The organism is Paraburkholderia sp. Ac-20342 (assembly GCF_017104985.1).
In the GTDB taxonomy this organism is placed as follows: domain Bacteria; phylum Pseudomonadota; class Gammaproteobacteria; order Burkholderiales; family Burkholderiaceae; genus Paraburkholderia.
The window spans coordinates 107,739-126,561 of sequence record NZ_JAAGPQ010000005.1 but is presented as its reverse complement, the minus strand read 5'-3'; the positions used below and the strand labels follow the sequence as shown (position 1 = coordinate 126,561).

19 protein-coding genes and 1 pseudogene are annotated in these 18,823 nt (G+C 62.4%); 8 read left to right on the top strand and 12 right to left on the bottom strand.

Features of this window, described 5'->3' with window-relative positions; translation table 11 throughout:
• Nucleotides 1–67: 67 nt before the first annotated feature.
• From G3N58_RS03620 to G3N58_RS33980, 7 genes and pseudogenes are all read right to left on the bottom strand, one after another.
• Complete coding sequence (locus G3N58_RS03620) at nt 68–937, bottom strand: isocitrate lyase/PEP mutase family protein (RefSeq protein WP_205998494.1); 870 nt, start codon at nt 935–937, stop codon at nt 68–70.
• 14 nt (nt 938–951) lie between these two features.
• Nucleotides 952–1,467 carry a 3-isopropylmalate dehydratase gene (locus tag G3N58_RS03615; RefSeq protein ID WP_167046916.1) on the bottom strand — a complete coding sequence of 172 codons (516 nt, stop codon included), beginning with the start codon at nt 1,465–1,467 and terminating at the stop codon, nt 952–954.
• Nucleotides 1,468–1,475: 8 nt separating this feature from the next.
• On the bottom strand, nt 1,476–2,732 hold the full coding sequence (locus G3N58_RS03610; RefSeq protein WP_205998493.1) for an aconitase family protein: 1,257 nt from the start codon (nt 2,730–2,732) through the stop codon (nt 1,476–1,478).
• Between the two features lie 356 nt (nt 2,733–3,088).
• Entirely contained in the window at nt 3,089–4,153 is a 1,065-nt protein-coding gene (locus tag G3N58_RS03605; protein ID WP_205193195.1) for a hypothetical protein, read from the bottom strand.
• Nucleotides 4,154–4,165: 12 nt separating this feature from the next.
• On the bottom strand, nt 4,166–4,816 hold the full coding sequence (locus tag G3N58_RS03600) for an NAD(P)H-dependent oxidoreductase (RefSeq protein WP_167046922.1): 651 nt from the start codon (nt 4,814–4,816) through the stop codon (nt 4,166–4,168).
• A 141-nt stretch (nt 4,817–4,957) separates the two neighbouring features.
• A complete protein-coding gene (locus G3N58_RS03595) occupies nt 4,958–5,908 on the bottom strand; it encodes a PDR/VanB family oxidoreductase (RefSeq protein ID WP_345889852.1) in 951 nt (316 codons plus the stop codon).
• A 15-nt stretch (nt 5,909–5,923) separates the two neighbouring features.
• Nucleotides 5,924–6,313: pseudogene (locus tag G3N58_RS33980) on the bottom strand (cupin domain-containing protein); the annotation flags it as partial.
• Between the two features lie 159 nt (nt 6,314–6,472).
• On the opposite strand from G3N58_RS33980, the gene G3N58_RS03590 reads away from it, so the two are divergent.
• Nucleotides 6,473–7,735 (top strand): citrate synthase, encoded by a 1,263-nt coding sequence (locus tag G3N58_RS03590; RefSeq protein ID WP_241016967.1) that lies wholly within the window; start codon nt 6,473–6,475, stop codon nt 7,733–7,735.
• 17 nt (nt 7,736–7,752) lie between these two features.
• Here G3N58_RS03590 and G3N58_RS03585 read toward each other — a convergent pair whose 3' ends face one another.
• Nucleotides 7,753–8,670 carry a LysR family transcriptional regulator gene (locus G3N58_RS03585; protein WP_167046928.1) on the bottom strand — a complete coding sequence of 306 codons (918 nt, stop codon included), beginning with the start codon at nt 8,668–8,670 and terminating at the stop codon, nt 7,753–7,755.
• 249 nt (nt 8,671–8,919) lie between these two features.
• On the opposite strand from G3N58_RS03585, the gene G3N58_RS03580 reads away from it, so the two are divergent.
• Nucleotides 8,920–9,477, top strand: coding sequence for an Rrf2 family transcriptional regulator (locus G3N58_RS03580; protein WP_167046930.1), 558 nt, complete (start codon nt 8,920–8,922; stop codon nt 9,475–9,477).
• Nucleotides 9,478–9,642: 165 nt separating this feature from the next.
• On the opposite strand, the gene G3N58_RS03575 is transcribed toward G3N58_RS03580, so the two are convergent.
• Entirely contained in the window at nt 9,643–10,116 is a 474-nt protein-coding gene (locus G3N58_RS03575) for an Rrf2 family transcriptional regulator (protein ID WP_167046933.1), read from the bottom strand.
• 256 nt (nt 10,117–10,372) lie between these two features.
• On the opposite strand from G3N58_RS03575, the gene G3N58_RS03570 reads away from it, so the two are divergent.
• On the top strand, nt 10,373–11,584 hold the full coding sequence (locus G3N58_RS03570; RefSeq protein ID WP_205998492.1) for a globin domain-containing protein: 1,212 nt from the start codon (nt 10,373–10,375) through the stop codon (nt 11,582–11,584).
• A 256-nt stretch (nt 11,585–11,840) separates the two neighbouring features.
• Nucleotides 11,841–12,401 (top strand): Rrf2 family transcriptional regulator, encoded by a 561-nt coding sequence (locus G3N58_RS03565; protein ID WP_167046939.1) that lies wholly within the window; start codon nt 11,841–11,843, stop codon nt 12,399–12,401.
• 76 nt (nt 12,402–12,477) lie between these two features.
• Here the strand turns inward: G3N58_RS03565 and G3N58_RS03560 are convergent, their stop codons facing one another.
• Both G3N58_RS03560 and G3N58_RS03555 read right to left on the bottom strand, forming a co-directional pair.
• Nucleotides 12,478–12,912: a carboxymuconolactone decarboxylase family protein gene (locus tag G3N58_RS03560; RefSeq protein ID WP_167046942.1), complete on the bottom strand. Its 435-nt coding sequence runs from the start codon at nt 12,910–12,912 to the stop codon at nt 12,478–12,480.
• Nucleotides 12,913–12,985: 73 nt separating this feature from the next.
• Nucleotides 12,986–13,417, bottom strand: a complete 432-nt coding sequence (locus tag G3N58_RS03555; protein WP_205998491.1) for a GNAT family N-acetyltransferase — start codon at nt 13,415–13,417, stop codon at nt 12,986–12,988.
• A 96-nt stretch (nt 13,418–13,513) separates the two neighbouring features.
• Between G3N58_RS03555 and G3N58_RS03550 the strand changes: the two genes are divergently transcribed.
• The 4 genes from G3N58_RS03550 to G3N58_RS03535 all read left to right on the top strand — a co-directional run bounded on the left by G3N58_RS03550 (nt 13,514) and on the right by G3N58_RS03535 (nt 18,215).
• Nucleotides 13,514–14,929, top strand: a complete 1,416-nt coding sequence (locus tag G3N58_RS03550; protein ID WP_205998490.1) for a PLP-dependent aminotransferase family protein — start codon at nt 13,514–13,516, stop codon at nt 14,927–14,929.
• Nucleotides 14,930–15,018: 89 nt separating this feature from the next.
• The gene (locus tag G3N58_RS03545) at nt 15,019–15,975 is read left to right on the top strand and encodes a helix-turn-helix domain-containing protein (RefSeq protein WP_205988505.1); all 957 of its coding nucleotides are present in this window, start codon (nt 15,019–15,021) and stop codon (nt 15,973–15,975) included.
• 108 nt (nt 15,976–16,083) lie between these two features.
• Nucleotides 16,084–16,812: an alpha/beta hydrolase gene (locus tag G3N58_RS03540; protein WP_167046951.1), complete on the top strand. Its 729-nt coding sequence runs from the start codon at nt 16,084–16,086 to the stop codon at nt 16,810–16,812.
• 188 nt (nt 16,813–17,000) lie between these two features.
• The gene (locus G3N58_RS03535) at nt 17,001–18,215 is read left to right on the top strand and encodes an NAD(P)/FAD-dependent oxidoreductase (protein ID WP_205998489.1); all 1,215 of its coding nucleotides are present in this window, start codon (nt 17,001–17,003) and stop codon (nt 18,213–18,215) included.
• On the opposite strand, the gene G3N58_RS03530 is transcribed toward G3N58_RS03535, so the two are convergent.
• Nucleotides 18,216–18,773 carry an Rrf2 family transcriptional regulator gene (locus G3N58_RS03530; protein ID WP_167046957.1) on the bottom strand — a complete coding sequence of 186 codons (558 nt, stop codon included), beginning with the start codon at nt 18,771–18,773 and terminating at the stop codon, nt 18,216–18,218.
• Nucleotides 18,774–18,823 lie beyond the last annotated feature (50 nt).

Genomic DNA, 18,823 nt, shown 5'->3' with positions numbered 1-18,823 from the left:
GCGCTGAGGTCGGCCAGGGAGAAGCCGGATCGCGCGCGGCATACGCGCGATCCGGTGAGTGGGCGGATCAGATATAGCGATTCGCCCGCTCCGTAAACGCGCCGTAGCCGAGACGTGCTTCGAACACATCGGCAGGTTCGATATAAGCGTCGGTGCGGCTCGTATCCGACGAGCTTCGATAGGTTGCCAGCGCCGCCCCCAGCGATTTCGCCACGGCTTGCAGGCAGAATCCGTAATCGAGGACGATATCCGCGGCGCCGTCCCATTGGCTGCGATCGGTCACCGAGGGATGACCGATGGTGACGTATTTCGCGGGCACCATCCTGCGAATTCGCCGCAACGTTTCCGGCGTCGCGCCATTGGCGAAAATGTACTCGATGCCGATCTCCGCGAAGGCCCTGATACGGCGAATCGCTTCGTTCTCGTCTTGCAGCGCCCACATCGCATCGGTTCTTGCCATGATGATGAAGTCCGCGGAACTGCGCGCGTCGAGCGCCGCGCGCAGTCGCGCGAGCATCTGCTCGAGCGGAATCAGACGTTGCGGCAAATGGGTGTGTTTGCCGCCGGCGTGGTCTTCGATATGAATGGCCGCGACACCAGCCTGCTCGAATTCGCGTACCGTGCGCCAGATATTGCCGGGCTCGAAGAAACCGCCTTCGGCGTCGGCGATCACCGGCACCGAAACCGCCGAGACGACTTTTCGCGCATGGTCGACGAGCTGGTCCAGCGTCAGGCTGCCGACGTCGGGCATGCCGTAGGCGGCGGCCGCAGTCGCATAGCTGCCGACATAGACGGCGCCAAATCCCGCGCTCTCGACGAGCTTCGCGCTAAACGCGTCGTACGCACCGGGAATGACGAGGGCACGGGTTTCGTTCGCCGCGCCTCTGAGGACAGTCGATACTTCACCGGATTGTCGAATGGGTAGGAGTGTTGTCATTGCTTGAGCGCCTATCACGGGCGGCTGGAAGATAAAGACTGGAGATATTTGACAAGACCGCCCTCGCCGATGATCTGAAGCTCGGAAGCGCCGAACGGTTCAAACGGCAGCGAGCGCTCCGAGGTTCTGTTTCTGACGATGTTTTCGCTCCAGACCACTTCGAGCTGATCCCACCGCTGCGCGAATTCGAGAATGCCTGGGCAGGTAATCTGCGGAAATCCTTCCGCCATTTCGCCCCACCAGTAGCCCGGCGAAAACGACTCCGCGATGACGCAGGAAATGCCCAGATCGCGCATTGCGGTCATCGGGGGATAGTGAGGATGACCATAGCCGAAATTGTGGCCGCCGATCAGGATATCGCCCGGCTGAACGGTCGAGACGAAATCGGGGTCGATCGATTTCATCACGATGCGCCGCAATTCTCCGGCGTCCTGTATGCGGATATTCTTGACGCCGACAATCTGGTCGACGTCGTAGTCATCGTCGGGAAACACGAATGCAATACGCCCGCGAAGATTTTTCAGGCTCATGTTCGTTCTCACAGGTATTCGCGCGGGTCGGCAATACAGCCTTCGATCGCCGCGGCCGCGACAGCGCCAGCGTTGCAGAGAAAGATTTCCGCGTCGGCGCTGCCCATGCGTCCCGGAACATTGAGCGTGCCCGTGGAAACGGCGCGTTGTCCCGCGGATAGTGTTCCCATGCGTCCGTAGCAGTAGTCGCAACTGGGCGACGAGACAAAGGCGCCGGCTTCGACGAGCGCCGCGAGAATCCCTTCGCGCGCGGCATCGAGCATGATCTGCCGGGACGTCGGCACGATGTTGAGGTTGAATCCGTCGGCGACTGTCTGGCCACGCAGAACAGCCGCTGCCGCCCTCAGATCCTCCAGGCGTCCCGATGCACACGACCCCAGATATCCGGCCTGCACGGGCAAGCCGATGAAATCCCGCAGGTCGCGTGTGTTCGCGGGGCTGGGCGGCACGACGACAATGGGCTCGATCGCACTCAAATCGATTTCGTGAATCGCGGAGTAATGCGCGTCGGGATCGCTGTAGAGCGGCTCGATGGTCTTCCTTGCCCTCGGCAGGGCAACGCGCAGGCGCTCCTTGTCCGGATTCACGATGGCGGAAATGGCGCCGGTGAACATCGCAAGCCCGGTCAGCGTCTGCAACCCCTCGATCGAAAAGGCGTCGAGCCCCACTCCCGCGAATTCCATGACCTTGAAACGGCAGCCGCCCGAGCCGATTTGCCTCACGATGTGATGCAACACGTCTCGCGCCATCACGCCCGCATTGAGCTTGCCTTTGAGGTCGATGCGAACGGTATGCGGCACGCGCAGCGCAATGCGCTCGCGCGAATAGGCTTCGAGCATGTTCCGGTGAATGCCGAGCGCGAGGGTCCCGAACGTCCCCAACTGGCTGATATGCGGATCGAAATGGACGACCAGCGCGCCGGGAACGGCATAACCCGCCTCGGCGGCAACCTGGTGCCCGATGCCCTTTCGCTCGAAAAGCGCAACACGGTTCTCCGATGCCCACTGCCGGGTCTCGCCATGAAAGACCTCTTCGTCGGCCGAGATCGCGGGAACCATGTGATCGATGAAAAGCCCGAACCGGTCGGGCTCGGCGATCCGCTCGATGCCGAGGTCTTTCTTCAGCTGGCTGAAGTACACATTCGTGTAGCCGGGGAAGTCGTATGCCAGCACGAAGTCCGGCTTGACCATCACTTCATCGCCCGGCGCAACCGAATCCAGGCCCGCTGCACGGGCCATGATTTTTTCGGTGATTGTGGAACCCATGGTCTTTCCTCTGAATAACTGCATTCGCTCGTTATGCGAATATCAGTGCGCAGATTATGTGGACCAATCACCTGGGGTTGAAGCGCAAAATATGAATTGCAGCTAGCAGCGTTTTAACTGGATCGAGTGAGATCCCCGCTGTTCAGGCCTTTCATGGAGTACGGCCCCGATTAACACTAAAACGGACAAGGTGTTTTTCCACCGAGCCCGTTTACCGATTCAAGCGTCCCGGCCGATGTTGCCGGCCGTGTTCGCGCTTCGTTTAGCCGTGATTCATTGAGGCAGGACGCCAGAACATGGCGTCATGCCTCGATATCGAGGTCGTGTGAGCCACGCCTCGCCCCTACTACCGTACGTTAGATCCTGACACCGCACATGCCGGCGATAATGGCTGCCGCAATAACGGCACTCACGGCCACACCGGCAAACCAGGCCCGGTTTACGATGCGTCGGTCCATGCCATGGGCATTGAGTACGACTCTGAAACCTGCAACGAGGTGGCCCAATACGAAGAACACGCCGAGTGCATAGTGCGGCAGCAGGCGAATGTTCCATGGGTCATGAATAAGACCCGTCGGCGCGCCGGTCGCGAAGTTCCAGTCGGTCGGAATGTGCAGATACCAACGCGCGTAGATGAAAACCGAGTTCATATGCCCCAGGATGAACAGGGAAAGATACGCACCTGAGGCGATCTGGAAAGTACGGAAGAAATCATGCCGTGTTTCGCTCCAGCGCCAGCTCAGATAGAGACCACTGACGATCTGGAACAGGAAGGCGGCAACCAGCACCGGCTCGACGAATCTGTCCCGATAGACAGACCGGCCGACATCCATGACCGCGGCATGCGCGCTCGGGCCGATCAACCCTGTCAGATGATTCCCCAGGTGGAAAAGCACATAAAAGCAGAGGATCACAGCGCTTACGCCGTGAGCGACCCGCCACTTTCCAAGACCCGGCGCCACGGTGCGGCGCGTTTCGTCGCCGGTATGACGGAGCGCGCCCACCACAGCTGCGATCCAGATGACACACCAGACCCAGGGATCCGGAATGGGACTGCTTAGCAAAGTCTGCACGACGCCGAGAAAGACATACAAGGTCGGTGCGACTACGCTGAAGTAGGCAAGACGACGAAAACCGGTATGAATGTGCGGCCGGCATGCGACTGCGATCCCGAGCATGGGCGCGGCAAAGGAGAACACCAGCACGAACGCCGCAGCGGCGATATCGACGACGGTCGGCGTCGTCCCGGGAGACCCGACCAGTACATGAAAAAGCATCAGCAGGAAGGGATAGGCTGCCGCGGCCAATGGCGCGATGAATACGGCCGGGTCGATGCTTTGCACCGCCAGGCGCCCAGCGCTCTCTATTGCATTCTCTTCTCTGACGAGCATGGTGTCATCCTGGAGTGAACGTTGTTTCATGAGTTAAAGCCATCAGCCCGGTTGGCCGTCGCGCCGTTCCAGCCGCACGGCGCCGATTCCTGCCGTATCCATGGTGGCGATCAGGGCATCACGCTCCGCGGCCAGTTGATCGTTGTCGAGAAACGCGGTGGCCTGCAAGGCGAAAAACTGCAGTGAGTTCAATCCCACACAGCCGAATGCAGCCGTCAGATAAGGCGTCAGAAAGTCCGGCTGTTTCGCGCGAGCGCCCGTGAAAACTCCGCCGGAAGCAATGCCGATATAAACCGGCTTGTCCTGCAGCAGACCGATCTTTTCCCCTGTCGGCGCGACGCCGATCGTGCGGCCCATCCGGAGAATCTGATCGATCCAGGCCTTGAGTACGGAAGGCACCGTGAAATTGTTCATCGGCGTACCCACGACCAGAATATCCGCAGCCTCGATCTCTCCGATCAACTGCTCCGACAGATGCGTGGCCGCGTCCGCCTGCGCGGAAGCCAATGCTCCCGGCGAAGACAGCACCGTGGCATAGCCGGCCTCCGTATGAGGGATGGGATGGCGGCCCAGATCGCGGCGCACGACGGACACGGCGGAATCCACGGAGAGAAGTCGCGCGACGATGGCAGCCGAAAGTTTCCGGCTATGCGAGTCTTCCCTCGGGCTGCAATCGATGTGCAGGATTTTCATGACGCACTCTCCAGTGAATCGATAAACCAAAGTTGATGGGACGCGGAATTTCGCGTACCCAATGTAACACGGACTATAATTATCCTTGTTACTCTTTGCAAGTGCTTCTAGCGGAGCAGTGCATGCCCTTACCCCTGCGAACTACAGGTCGAGTACGAGCGTCCCCGATTTGCAGCCCGACACGCAGACTGTCATCACGGCATGGCTCGCGCGTTCAGCAGACGTCAGCACCGAATCGCGATGATCGGGCTCTCCTTCGAGCACGCGCGTCTTGCATGCGCCGCAAAGCCCTTGCGTGCAGCCATGCGCGACCTCGATGCCCTCGTCGAGCAGCGTCTGCAATAGCGACTTCGCGGGCGTCACCGCGAGCTTGCGCCCGGTGCGCCGCAGTTCGACTTCATAGCTCGACTGCTGCGTGGCCGGCAGATCGCGTGCAACAAAGCGCTCCACATGCGCATGCTCCCGCCCCAGTTCGGCACAGAGCCGCTCGAAGTCGTCGAGCATCGACGCCGGACCGCATGCATAGAAATGCGCATCCGCCGGACGGCTTGCCAGAAAGTGCCGCAGATCCACCCGATCCCCGTGCTCGTCATTGAAATGCCACGTCACCGGCAAACCGAATGCTTCGATCTGCTTGACGAATGCCGCATCGCTACGCGAACGCGCGCAATACAGCAGTTCGACCGGGCGCCCCAAAGCCATCAGGCGACGGACCATGCCGAGAATCGGCGTAATGCCGATACCGCCTGCGATCAGCACGCTATGCGCGGCGTCTTCGTGCAACGGAAAGTTATTGCGCGGCTTCGAAATTTCGATGGTCGAGCCCACGCGCAGGCCGTCGTGAATGTAGCGCGAGCCGCCCCGGCTCTCCGGCACGCGATAAACGCCCACCACGTAACGCCCCGTCTCGCCCGGCGCATTGCAAAGCGAATAGCTGCGTACCATGCCGTCGGGCAAATGCAGATCGATATGCGAACCCGCGTCGAACGGCGGAAACGCCTCGTTTGCCTGGGGCGTCAATTCGATACTGACGATGCCCCTGGCCTCGCGATGGATCGCGCACACCGTCGCATTGAGCCGATCGCTTGCCACCGGCTTGCGCACGCGCGGCGGATGGTAGACGACCAGCATCTCGAGCGCATCTTCACCGAGATTGCGGAACGAATGCGGCACGCCGGCCGAAATCGGGCTGACCGATCCGGCCTTCACGTCCTTGACTTCGTCGCCGACCGTCACCTCGCCGCGGCCGGACAGCACGTAGAACAGATGCGCGTGCGGCTCGACGTGCGTGGGCGAAGAACCGCCTGGTCCGACCGATGTCAGTTCGATGCTGTAGGCGTTGCCGGTATAGGCGGCATCGGTGAGGGTCTTGTAGCCGGACCGGTTGATGAACAGACCGGTCAACGGAACCCATGGCCGGTCATCGACGTGCCATGTTATCGGCCCGCTTTCCGCGGCCACGGTTGGACTGGGAACTTCGCGCGCGGCGTCGCTCATTGCGATCTCCTCTTCAATGGGGTTCTTTTCGCTGCGACTCGTCCATTACCGGGCTGCCTTCGCCCCGCCTGGGTTCGCAGCTATACTCGATCAATCGATCTCGGCAGTGATACTAGGAACTCGCCGAAAGTCGATCAAGATTGATTCTGAAAATCGACCATGAAACCGAAGAAGGATTTCCTGACCCGGGAGGAGGCACTCGCGACGCTAGGCGTAAAAACCGCGACGCTCTACACCTATGTGAGCCGTGGCCTGATTCGCAGCACCCCCGCGGAAGGCACGAACCGGCATCTCTATGCGCGGGAAGACGTCGAACGCTTCGCGGCACGCGGCCGTGGACGCCTGCCTCGCACCGTCACGGCCGCGACGTCGATGCGCTGGGGCGAACCGGTGGTGATGTCGTCCATCACCAGCATCGAGGAGCGCGGCCCCGTTTACCGCAATCGTCCGGCCATCGATCTCGCCATGGGCGGGCATGCGTTCGAAGTCGTCGCGCACTTTCTCGTGACCGGCAACTGGCAGGAAGCCGAGGCCGACTGGCCCGCCGTCGATATGCCCGCCGATGTGGCAACCTTACTGCACGCTCATTCCCGCACGATGACTCCTGCCGACATCGGCCACTTCATGGCGATGCTCGCGATCGCGCTCAGTACGCGGGGACGCGACCAGCACGAAATAGCACACGGCGCCGCGATGCCCGCATTGAGGACGATGCTGGAAACCTTCGCGGGATGTTTCGGCTATCTGTCACCGGAAGGCAGCCATGCCGCGCGCAATCCGGGCGAGCGTCTCGCCGCGCACGCGCTGCGCGCGAGCGGCGCAGCGCTGACGCCGCAGGCCGTCGCGGCCGTCGACGCCACCCTGGTCGTACTCGCCGATCACGAACTCGCGCCGGCAACGTTCGCCGCGCGCGTGGCCGCTTCCAGCGACGCGAGCCTCTACAACTGCATCGCCTCGGCAATCGGTGCGCACGTCGGCTACGCGACGGGTGCGGGAACGGCGCGTGTCGAGACACAACTCTTCGAAACGTGTACCGAAAGCGCGCTGGAGGCGAAGCTCGAACTCGTGCGCAATCATGGCGTCGCGCTGTTCGGTTTCAATCATCCGCTGTACCCTCACGGGGACCCTCGCGCGGCGCTGATCCTTTCTCTCGCCGCGCGCTGCGGCGCCGATCGTCCGGACGTCGCGAACATGCTCAGGTTCGTCGAGCGCGTGAGAGCCGAGGCGGACATGACGCCGGGCCTCGCTCTTGCGCTCGTCACGCTCGCCCGCGCGCTGGATATGCCGCGCGGCAGCGCCGCGGCACTCTGGATTCTCGCGCGCACGGCCGGCTGGGGCGCCCATGTGGTCGAGCAACGCGCTCAGGCCTTCATGCTGCGCCCGCGCGCCAGGTACATTCCGGCCCCGCTCGCGGACGACTGAAGCGTTCGCCCCCGCTTCTAGATACGACCTGCGCCAATCTCCTGCGCCACATACGCACGCAGGCATTCCACCCATGCCTTGATCTTCGCGTCCAGGTACTTGCGCGATGCGTACATCGCGTAGATGGTCATGCTCTGCAGTTCGAATTCGGGCAGCACGCGCACCAGTTTGCCGCTCGTCAGCAACGGCACGGCGGACGGCATCGGCAGCGGTCCGATGCCCGCGCCGTACGCAAGCGCGCTCGCCAGCGCTTCGGGAGAGTTCAGGCGCAATCGCCCCGGCGGCAGATCGATTTCCGTCGCGCCGTCGGGACCGACGAAGTGCCAGCGGCTGACCGGCAAATACGGCGTAACCAGTTGCAGACAGGCATGAGCGGCCAGATCGTCCACCTTCTCGGGCGTACCCTCGCGCTCGACATAGGCCGGCGAAGCACACAGCACGCTCGGCATCGTACAGATGCGCGTGGAGACGAGCGCCGAATCGGGCAATTGCGTGCTGGTGATCCGCAAGGTCACGTCGAAGCCCTCGTCGATCAGATCCGGCGTCTCCTGAGAAAGCGTCAGATCGGCGCGTACATCGGGATAAGCCTCCAGGTAGCGAACCAACGCCGGGACCACATAAGTCTGACCAAAGCTCAACGGCGCATGAATGCGCAGCACGCCCGCCGGCAACGACTGCGTGGAACGTACCTCGTCCTCCGAAAGATCGATCAGCGAGCAGATCTCGTCGCAGCGCTGTAAATACTGGTTGCCGGCCTCCGTCATCGCAACGCGACGCGTCGTGCGGTGTAACAGCCGTGTGCGCAGGTGTACCTCCAGCTCCGAAATGGCGCGCGATGCCTGGGCGGTGGTGATCTCCAGTTGCCGTGCGGCGGCGGTGAAGCTCGAGGCTTCCGCCACCCGCTTGAAAATTTTTATGTTGCGCAGCAGATCCATGACTCTTCCTGGTTATCGCTTTGCGGCGCATACGGCAAGAATTAAGCCGGTCTGCGAAATCGCAAATGCACTTCGTCATCCTGTTTAACTGGACATCGACGAGAGGAGCTACGCGGGAAGTATATCCCATAACTACGATCATGTAAGTCGCAGTTATAAAATCGTCAGGATACGATGATGGTGTAGTGGTTGCGGGCAAAGCCAAAGTTGTGTACCCTCATAACTACGATCAAAATTATCTTAGTTATCATGTCTCACATCAGCACGGGCGTCGAGTACGGTTTGCACTGCCTGCTGTACCTGACCCGCCCTCACGGCGCCGCGGAAGAAGCCAGCGTGCGCGATCTGGCCGAGCTTCAGGGCCTGCCTGGCGAGTTTGTGGCGAAGCTGTTCACCAGGCTCGCCAAGGCCGGGCTGGTCGTGGCCACGGAAGGCGTCAAAGGCGGGTTCAAGCTGGCGCGGTCGGCCAATCGTATCACCGTGCTCGACGTGCTCGATGCCATCGATGGCGGCAAGTCGTTGTTCGAATGCCGCGAAATCCGCAGCCGCTGCGCAATCTTCGACCATGCGGCTCCCGGTTGGGCAACGCGAGGCGTTTGCTCGGTCCACGCGGTCATGCAGGCGGCGGAAAAAGCCATGCGCAGCGAATTGAAGCAGCACACACTGGATGACCTCGCTCGACGCGTCGCCGACAAGTCTCCCCCGGCCTACGGGGTTCAGGTCGTCAAATGGCTGTCGGATCGCACGGCTAATCGGCTTGATGACAAGCCGGCGTCTGCGCGCGCAAGAGCACGCAAGCAGGCTTGAATCAGTGTGGCAGCGTTGCCCGCCGGCGTTGCCAGCGTTAACGCTACCTGGCGCCGCTTAACACCACTTAACATCGCCTCGCTCGAAGTGTCACGCAGGGCTATCGCCTGCGCGACGACCGGTAGACTGCGGCAAAACGACGCTCCAGATGAGCCGCCGCGAGACTTATCGAGGCTTGCGGCTGGCCAGCCGAATGTCCTCGACCGGTATCCCCAAAGACAGCGTGCGATTGATCGCCGTGGGCTTCTCTACGAGGTCCTGCAGCGAATATCCGTCGAGCACGTCCAGATAGGCCTGCAGGGCTCGATGCAGAACACCACGCAGCCCGCAAACTCGCGTGATGACGCAGCGATTGCCGTCGCGGAAGCACTCCACCATGCCGAAATCCGGCTCGGTGGCGCACACCACCTCCTTCAGATTGATGTCCACGGCGGGACGGCCAAGTCGAATGCCGCCGGAGCGCCCCCGCATGGTCAGCAAATATCCCTTCTGCCCCAGGTTCTGGACGATCTTCACCAGGTGGTTCTTGGGAATGCTGAAAGCATCTGAGATCTGCTGGATCGTGACCGGTTCATCGGGATGAACGGCCACGTAGATCAAGACGCGAAGACTGTAGTCGGTATAGTCGGTGAGCTTCATGGGATCCACTCGAAGAACGCGCTTGCACTCGCGCTACAAGGGGAGACGTCTCGCCCCTGGTAGAAAGCCGGCATCTTAACATGTACCAAGAATGCGTCTTTTTTATGGGACAAGATTCCGGATGTACACACAATAAGTTGCATCTCTGATGCATGTTTTATAGAATTTTACCGGTATCAAGTAGCCAGCAGATCAGGGACGCGGTTCTTCTCTGCCTTATTTGATGCATTTTCAATATGTCTTTCTGGAGATTCGCATGCTGTCCGAGAATTCAAGGCCCTATATCGATGCAAGCGTTCCTGTGCTCAGAGAGCATGGCGTAGCGATTACCCAGCTCTTCTATCGAACCATGTTCGAGGAACATCCGTCGCTCACCAACCTGTTCAACATGGGCAACCAGGCCAATGGCTCCCAGCAGCAGTCCCTGGCATCCGCGGTATTCGCCTATGCCGCAAACTACAACAATAGCGATGCGCTCGCCCCTGTCCTCGGACGAATTGCACATAAGCACGCCTCCGTGGGCTTGACCTCCGCGCACTATCCGATCGTAGGAAAACACCTGCTCGGTGCCATTGCCACGACGCTGGGCGATGCCGCAACGCCCGAGTTGCTGGGAGCCTGGGACGAAGCCTACTGGCTGATCGCTGGAGAACTCATCGCGGCGGAAAGCCGGCTCTACGAGCGCTCCGGCGTTGCTCCCGGCCACCGCAACATCATGCGAGTGACCGAGCGCGTCATGCAGGCCGAAGACATCGTCAGCCTGACGCTCGTGCCGGAATCCGGCGAGCAGCCGGCGAGTTTTCACCCGGGGCAGTATGTAACGGTCGTGGTGGAATTGCGGCCCGGCGTCTACCAGCAGCGTCAATACAGCCTCTCGGATGCGCCCAATGGCATGGCATGGCGAATCTCGGTACGGCGCGAGAGGGGGGTGAACGCCAATCCCGTTGGCGCGGTATCGAACTGGATTCACGACAACATCCAGGCGGGCGACACGCTCGCGGTCAGCCAGCCCTTCGGCGATTTCGCCCCTGCGCTCAACGGCGAAGGCCCCATTGCCCTGCTCTCGGCCGGTGTCGGCATTACGCCGATGGTGTCGGTACTCAACGCGCTGGCGAACCAGGGAACCCATCGCAAGGTGGTATTTGCCCATGCGGCAAGAAGCCGCGCCTACCTGGCACACCTCGATGACATCGAGGCGGCCGGACGCACGCTTGCGCACCTGAAGCTTCATTTTTACGTGGAGTCCGGTGAGGCGACCGGGCTCGCGAACGCGCCGACAAGATCGGGACGCATGGAAGCAGGCGAGCTGGTTGCCGAAGATCCCGATCTCGCCAATGCGACCTTCTACCTGTGTGGACCGTTGCCTTTCATGCAGGCTCAAAGGGCTTCACTATTGGCGCAAGGCGTGCCGGCCGACAAAATCCATCGCGAAGTGTTTGGACCGGATCTTCTGGACCATCTTCTCTAATCGCGATCGAATCCAGGCCGATCGCCGCGTCAGACCGGCAGGCCTAGATATGGGTCGAATCGAGCGAGGCGACGCCAGATGCGTGTCTTTTCCGCGATCGAATCTGGCAGGTTTCGGCCCATTGACGTCCACTTCCGTGCGGAGCGCGAGCGCGTAAAGAGGCCCGCTCCACGCGTGGCCCCGCACCGCGCTCGCTTGCAATCCATAATACGACCCGATATAGTCTGCGTTATAGACTGTTGAGGCACTTCGTGCTATGGCATACATCGGAACCGGCGTCGAATACGCCTTGCACTGCCTTCTCTGGCTCGTCGCTCCTCTCGAACATCGGCCCAGCAGCCGCGACCTGGCGGAAATTCAAGGCGTTCCAACCGCGTTCGTCGCGAAGATATTCCCGAAGCTGGAAAAGGCCGGCATCGTCGAAGCAAGCGGCGGCATTCGCGGCGGATACCGCCTCGCCCGCGCGCCCGAGGAAATCAGCGTCCTTGACGTGGTGGATGCGGTCGAGGGGCGCAAAGCGCTGTTCGATTGTCAGGAAGTCAGAGGGCGCTGCGCCCTGTTTGACAACAAGCCACCCAGATGGGCAACTCAGGGCGTGTGCGGCATTCATGCGGTCATGCTCAATGCCGAGAAGGTACTGCGCGACGAACTGGCGAAAACCAGTCTCGCCCGGCTCTCAGCCGGGGTTCTCGGTAAAGGCATCCCGGCGGGTTTTGCGAGCCAGGTGCACACATGGTTTGCCGGCCGGCATGAAGCGCGCGAGGATGCACGCATCACCGGAATGCGATCCCGCTCGACCACGCGCGAAGATACCTGACAGGTTCGATCACCCGGTGGCGTCGCGCGGCACGACTCTGCGCGAGGCCGCTATTGCCTGAATCGCGCGGCACGCGTTATTGCCGCATCCCGATTGCCAGCCGGTTGAATGCGCTCATCAATGCAATGGCAAAGCACAGGTCCGAAATCTCGACGTCGCTGAAATGCGCCTTGAGCGGCTCGTAATCCTCGTCGGGGGCGTGCGTGCGGTCCACGTGCGTCAGCGACTCGGTCCAGGCCAGCGCGGCACGCTCACGTTCGCTGAAATGCTCGCTCACCCGCCAGCCCGCGAGACTATCCAGCTTGCTATCGGGCACGCCGCCGGCGCGCAGTGCCTTGGCATGCATTTCCAGGCAATAGGCGCAGCCGTTGATCTGCGACATCCGCAACCAGACTAGCTCGATCAGCTCCTTGCCAAGACTGCTTTTATCCAGCGCGACTTTGGTGGCGCCGAGCCCACGGTAGGCTTCGGGGGAGAGGGTGTGATAAGGCAAACGTTTCGGGCTACTCATAAGAAATCTCCTACAACAAGGCAAGCTGCTAGAACGAAGTCGGGTTCGCTACGTGCGCGGTTATGTGCGCGACCTAGAGCGGCTGACGGAAGTGCATGCCCACGGCCAGAAGCCCCTGACGGAAATAGAAGCGTTGTCCAAGCGAATTGGCGAGACCCGTGTCAAGCACGAAGTTCGTGCACCCCTGCTTGCGCGCCTCTTCGCGCAAGGCATCGATCAGCCTGGCGCCCAAGCCGTGGCCGCGAGCGTCGGCAGCCGTCACCAGGTCGTCGACATAGAGGAAGCGCCCGTACAACAGGTTTTCCTGAAGGCGATAGCCCGCCAGGGCCTTGACCTGATCGCCCTGCCATACGGCCAGCAAGCGATATCCCTGCCCGGCCTGACGACGCGCTTGCGCGGTGAAGGTGGCGGCGTCGGTCAGATGCGGGCGTAATTCGCGCATGACCGCAAAGCTGGCCTGATAGTCCTGATCGCTATCGATAGGACTCAATCGAAAGGTGCTCATGTGTATTCGTGTCCGTTGTTATACGGACACTAATTTAGGACAATCATGGCCTATTCGATAGGTCCAAAAACTGAATTAATTAATAGGGCATTTGTCATGGATTTGCAGCACCTGAAGCCGAGCCGGGAGCAAGACGCGCCGATCTATCTGCAGTTGTACCGGCGCTACCGGGAAGCGATCGCTGCCGGCAAGCTGCAACCGGGGGATCGCGTGCCGTCGGTGCGCAGCCTCGCGAGCGAACTGAACCTCGCACGCGGCACGGTGGAAATGGCCTACCAGATGCTGTCGAGCGAAGGATATTTCGTCGCGCGAGGCGCTGCGGGAACCGTTGTCTCTCCCCGGCTGGCGAACCTGGCCGAGCCGGGCAAGGCGAGAGCCGCGGTCCATTCCGCTCACGAATCCCACCGCCCGCAGACCGCCGCGAGCGAGGTGCGGCCCTTCCAGCTCGGCCTGCCCGCGCTGGACGAGTTTCCGCGCAAGGCGTGGGCGCGCCTTGCCGGACGCAACCTGCGCAGCCTGGAAACCGTAGCCATGACCTACCCCGATCCCGCGGGATACGCCCCTCTACGGCATGCCATCGCGACCTATCTCGGCATCTCGCGCGGCATCGCGTGCTCGCACGAGCAGGTCTTCGTGACGGCGGGCTACCGGGGAGCACTCGAACTCGTGCGCCATACGTTGCTACAGCAGGGCGACCTCGGCTGGTATGAAGAGCCGGGGTACATTTTCGCCCGGCAGCATCTGGAACGCGCCGGGATGCGCCTCGCGCCGATCGCCGTCGACGATGAAGGCCTCGACGTGGCGCTCGGCCAGCGAAGCGCCGCCGAAGCGCGCTTCGCGGTCGTCACGCCCACGCATCAAAGCCCCACGGGGGTGGCCTTGTCATTGCCGCGACGACTCGAACTGCTGGAGTGGGCGAGGCATCGCCGCGCATGGATCATCGAGGACGACTACGACAGCGAGTTCCGCTACCACGGTCGCCCCCTGCCCCCGCTCAAGAGCCTCGATCGCAATGGACGCGTGCTCTACACCGGCACGTTCAGCAAGGTACTGTTCCCCGGCCTGCGGCTGGCCTATCTGGTCGTTCCCGAGGCGCACGTCGGCAAGTTCAGGGACAGGGCAGACCACCTTCCCGGCCCGGGTTCCATCTTGCCGCAAGCGATCGTCGCCGATTTCATGGCGCAGGGGCACTTCGCCCGGCACTTGCGCAAGATGCGCGCGCTCTATGCCGAGCGGCGAGGCTATCTGTTCGAGGCCCTGACGCGGACGATGGGAAGCGCCCTGCAGATCCAGCCCCAGGCAGGCGGCCTCCACTTGCTCGCTCATCTGCCCCCACGGCAAAACGACAAACTCGTGACAGCGGCGGCTCAGGCCGCGGGGCTCGCCGTCGACGCACTGAGTCACTGGCGGCTGCGCAAATCGCCGCAAGGCGGTCTGCTGATGGGCTTTGCCAACTTCGCAACCGCCGCAGAAGCGGCCGCGGCGGTTCGGCGTTTACGCGACGTATTGTGAGCGTGTGAGCGAGGCGGTTCGCGTTGACAGTTTCAGCCAACGCTCTAGACTTGGCCATCCGACCGGATCGGCAAGCAACGAGGATTCGAATGAACAGGGCGACAATGCCGGCAACCCGCCGCTGGAGCACCGATGCCGTATCGCCGCGCGAGCGGCTCGATTACTGGCGCGAGGCCGTCTGTGAAGGCTTTCTGGAAATGACCGTCGACGCGTCGGCAAGCTCGTTTCACGGCACGCTGGAATCGGCGCCGCTCGAAGGCATCGGCATCAACCGCGTACGGAGCAGCACGCAGCATGTGTATCGCACCGCGCGTGCGATTTCCCGCGCGCGGGAAAACTATTTCTATCTGCTTTGCAAAACTGACTTCGCGTGGTTCGCCGAGCAGGACAGCCACCGCGCGGCGTTGCAGCCAGGCGACCTGCTGCTGGTCGATTCGCGCCGCAGCTACGCGTTTCATCTGATGTCGTCGGCCGACACGCTCTCGCTGGAATTGCCGACCGCCTGGGTGGAGCGCTGGCTCCCTCGTCCTGGCGACCACGTCGCGCGGCGCATCGACGGCCATCGCGGCTGGGGTTCGGTATTGAGCCGCTTCGCCTGCGAGCTCACCCCCGAGATGGCGATGCGCCCGCCGCTGCCCGCCCGGCTGCTGGCCGACCAGTTGGGCGCACTCCTCGCTCTCGCCTGCGATAGTCACGGCCCTGCGGTGGCACCGGCCGCCACCGAACTGCGTGCGCGCGTACTCGACGCGATTCGCGAACGTCATACCGAGCCCCGCGTGACGGCACAGGAACTGGCCGAAGGCCTCGGCATTTCCGAGCGCAGCCTGCATCGGTGTCTCGCCGGCACCGGCACGACCTTCGCCAGCGCCTTACTCGAAAACCGCCTCGCGACCGCCAAAGCACTGCTCGAACAAGCGCGCTTCGACCGGCTGACGATCGCGGAAGTCGGCTACCGCGCCGGCTTTGCCGACCCGTCCCATTTCGCGCGCGTGTGCCGCCGGCATCTCGGTGCGACTCCGCAGGCCTTGCGTCGACAGTTTCGCTGAGCGAGCTTCGACTGGCAGCGTGGGACGATCCCGTTGGCGGAACAAAACGATCCAACAGCCGCGCCGCGAATTAGACTAAGCCTCCCGAAAACCATCGAGAGGCAAACAATGGCCGATACCTATCTGCTCGTGCATGGCGCATGGCATACCGGTGCGGAGTTCGAAGCCGTGGCCGACGCGATCCGCGCGGCCGGCTGCACCGTGCACTGCCCGACCCTCGCGGGCAACCGCCCCGGCGACGACCGCGCCACGACCGGACTCGCCGACGCAATCGATTCGCTGGTCCACTTTATCGAGGATAACGAATTATTCGATATCACACTGGTCGGTCACAGCTACGCGGGCATGGTGATCTCCGGCGTGGCCGATCGCCTGACCGAGCGGCTCAGGCGCATCGTGTATGTGAACGCGTTCGTGCCGCTGGACGGCGAGTGCCTGAATGATCTGGTCCCGCCGCATCACGCGGCGCTGTTCGACGCGATGGCCGCGGCCAACGGCAATGCGCTGATGCTGCCATTCGAGGTCTGGAGAGAAAGCTTCATCAACGATGCAGACCTCGCGCTCGCGCGCTCCAGTTACGCGCAGCTCAATCCTCAGCCGTACCGGACCTTTACCGAGGCGATCTCCCTGAGCCGCCCGCTCGCGGCGCTGCCGCTCGGCAAATCCTATCTGAACTGCCAGCAGGACACCGCGATGCCGCATAGCCTGCCGTGGCATCCGCGCCTGTCCGAGCGGCTGGGACTGTTCCGGCTCGTCGAATGTCCCGGCAGCCACGAGACGCTGTTTTCGGCGCCGCAGCGGCTCGCGCAGGCGATCATCGAAGCCGGACGGGATTGATTCACGCCACCCCGGCGGATCGCCGATCGCGCCATCCGATCCGCGTACATCCGCCGATCTCTCCCTTTTAACCGAGTGGCCCTTCAGAAAAAAAGCTTGCGCATCAAAACTACGACAAATAGAATCGCAGTTATCGGCAGCAGTGATGCCTTCCTCAACTTCGATCATCAGATCAGGAGCGATAAAACATGAAACAACGGATTCTTGTCATCGGCGCCGGCTTTGCCGGTACGTGGAGCGCACTGGCTTCGGCCCGTCTGCTCGATATGGTCGGTCGCACCGACGTGGAAATCGTCCTCGTCGCACCGGAGCCGACCCTGCACGTCCGCCCTCGCCTCTACGAGCAAAACCCCGGCGGCATGAAGGCTCCGCTGCTGGACCTCTTCAAGACCGTCGGCGTCCAGTTCGTGCAGGGCAAGGTGGACCACATCGACGTCGAAAAGAAGAAGGTGACGGTCGAGGGTATCGGTGCCGACAGCTCGCGTCAGGAATTGAGCTATGACCGCCTGGTGCTGGCGGCAGGCAGCCGTCTGTTCAGCCCGCCGATTCCCGGCCTCAAGGAACATGCGTTCAACGTCGACCAGATCGCCGACGCGACGCGGCTCGAAACCCATCTCCATGGCCTGGCAAACCGCCCCGCAAGCGCCGGGCGCAATACGGTGGTGGTCGCCGGCGCGGGTTTCACCGGCATCGAAACCGCGGCGGAAATGCCCGCCCGCCTGCGCGAGGTTCTCGGCCAGGATGCGGACGTGAACGTCATCATGGTCGAGCGCAACGATGCGATCGGTCCGGACCTCGGTCCCGGCCCGCGGCCGATCATCACGCAGGCACTGACCGAACTGGGCGTGAAATGGAAGCTCGGCTCGGGCGTGGCGTCGATCGACGCGCAAGGCGTGACGCTGGAAAGCGGCGAACGCATCGAAGCCGACACGGTCGTCTGGACCGCCGGCGCGCGCGCCAACACGCTGACGGCACAGATTCCCGCCGAGCGCGATAACTTCGGACGTCTACATGTCGACAGCAACCTGAAGGTCAAGGGCCTCGATGCCGTCTATGCGACCGGCGACTGCGCCCGCGCCGCCACCGACGATGAAGGCAACCACACGATGATGGCTTGCCAGCACGCGATCGCCCTGGGCCGCTCGGCGGGCCACAACGTCACGGCAGACCTGCTGGGCGAAGAGCCGATTCCGTACAGCCAGCCCAAGTACGTGACCTGCCTCGACCTCGGGCCGTGGGGCGCCGTCTATACGGAAGGCTGGGACCGTCAGGTCAAGCTGACCGGTGCCGAAGCGAAGAAGCTGAAGACGGAAATCAACAGCGTGTGGATCTATCCGCCGAGCGGCGCCGACCGTGCCGCGGCACTGGCAAGCGCGGACCCGCGCCTCGTCGTGGTGGCCTGATCAGGCACGCTTGCGGCTGCGGCCGCTAACCGGTTCGGCCCTGTCGCCGCGCCGGTTGGCAGCCCGATCCGAGAGCCATTGCACCACCTGCGTACCGAAGGCGGCCGGCGCCTTGCTTTCGGTACGCTGAGCGAGATCGGCCAGTGTGTGGCGCTTGAGTTCCGAGCGCATCACTTTTTCCGCCGCCTGCATGACCGCGTGGATCGAACAGACGCCGCGCGTCGCCCAGCCCGGCGCTTCGTCGCCGAATATTGCGCAGCGCGCGCGGATTTCGCGGCAATCGAACAGGGCTTTCTCGCCGTCGATCGCGACGACCACGTCATGAACGGTGATGCGAGCAGCGGGCCGGGCCAGCCTGAAGCCTCCCTTGATGCCCTCCGTGGCGACCACGATTTCGGCCTTCGCGAGTTTCGTGAAGAGCTTCGCCAGAAAGTCGGCGGGAACACCCTGCAACTCGGCGAGATCGCGCACGCTCGCCCCGCCGGTGGACACATCGGAGTCGGCCAGATACAGCAGGCAATGCAAGCCGTATTCGACTCCGGAACTGATGTGGGACATAAACAACCAGGATTTATTGGATCGTAGTTCAAAGCCTATACGAGTCCTCA

Bases quoted from the DNA above. Each gene is read 5' to 3' on its own strand.
- G3N58_RS03620 (WP_205998494.1), bottom strand. From the start codon at position 937: ATGACAACACTCCTACCCATTCGACAATCCGGTGAAGTATCGACTGTC.
- G3N58_RS03615 (WP_167046916.1), bottom strand. From the start codon at position 1,467: ATGAGCCTGAAAAATCTTCGCGGGCGTATTGCATTCGTGTTTCCCGAC.
- G3N58_RS03610 (WP_205998493.1), bottom strand. From the start codon at position 2,732: ATGGGTTCCACAATCACCGAAAAAATCATGGCCCGTGCAGCGGGCCTG.
- G3N58_RS03605 (WP_205193195.1), bottom strand. From the start codon at position 4,153: ATGAAACAACGTTCACTCCAGGATGACACCATGCTCGTCAGAGAAGAG.
- G3N58_RS03600 (WP_167046922.1), bottom strand. From the start codon at position 4,816: ATGAAAATCCTGCACATCGATTGCAGCCCGAGGGAAGACTCGCATAGC.
- G3N58_RS03590 (WP_241016967.1), top strand. From the start codon at position 6,473: ATGAAACCGAAGAAGGATTTCCTGACCCGGGAGGAGGCACTCGCGACG.
- G3N58_RS03585 (WP_167046928.1), bottom strand. From the start codon at position 8,670: ATGGATCTGCTGCGCAACATAAAAATTTTCAAGCGGGTGGCGGAAGCC.
- G3N58_RS03580 (WP_167046930.1), top strand. From the start codon at position 8,920: ATGTCTCACATCAGCACGGGCGTCGAGTACGGTTTGCACTGCCTGCTG.
- G3N58_RS03575 (WP_167046933.1), bottom strand. From the start codon at position 10,116: ATGAAGCTCACCGACTATACCGACTACAGTCTTCGCGTCTTGATCTAC.
- G3N58_RS03570 (WP_205998492.1), top strand. From the start codon at position 10,373: ATGCTGTCCGAGAATTCAAGGCCCTATATCGATGCAAGCGTTCCTGTG.
- G3N58_RS03565 (WP_167046939.1), top strand. From the start codon at position 11,841: ATGGCATACATCGGAACCGGCGTCGAATACGCCTTGCACTGCCTTCTC.
- G3N58_RS03560 (WP_167046942.1), bottom strand. From the start codon at position 12,912: ATGAGTAGCCCGAAACGTTTGCCTTATCACACCCTCTCCCCCGAAGCC.
- G3N58_RS03555 (WP_205998491.1), bottom strand. From the start codon at position 13,417: ATGAGCACCTTTCGATTGAGTCCTATCGATAGCGATCAGGACTATCAG.
- G3N58_RS03550 (WP_205998490.1), top strand. From the start codon at position 13,514: ATGGATTTGCAGCACCTGAAGCCGAGCCGGGAGCAAGACGCGCCGATC.
- G3N58_RS03545 (WP_205988505.1), top strand. From the start codon at position 15,019: ATGAACAGGGCGACAATGCCGGCAACCCGCCGCTGGAGCACCGATGCC.
- G3N58_RS03540 (WP_167046951.1), top strand. From the start codon at position 16,084: ATGGCCGATACCTATCTGCTCGTGCATGGCGCATGGCATACCGGTGCG.
- G3N58_RS03535 (WP_205998489.1), top strand. From the start codon at position 17,001: ATGAAACAACGGATTCTTGTCATCGGCGCCGGCTTTGCCGGTACGTGG.
- G3N58_RS03530 (WP_167046957.1), bottom strand. From the start codon at position 18,773: ATGTCCCACATCAGTTCCGGAGTCGAATACGGCTTGCATTGCCTGCTG.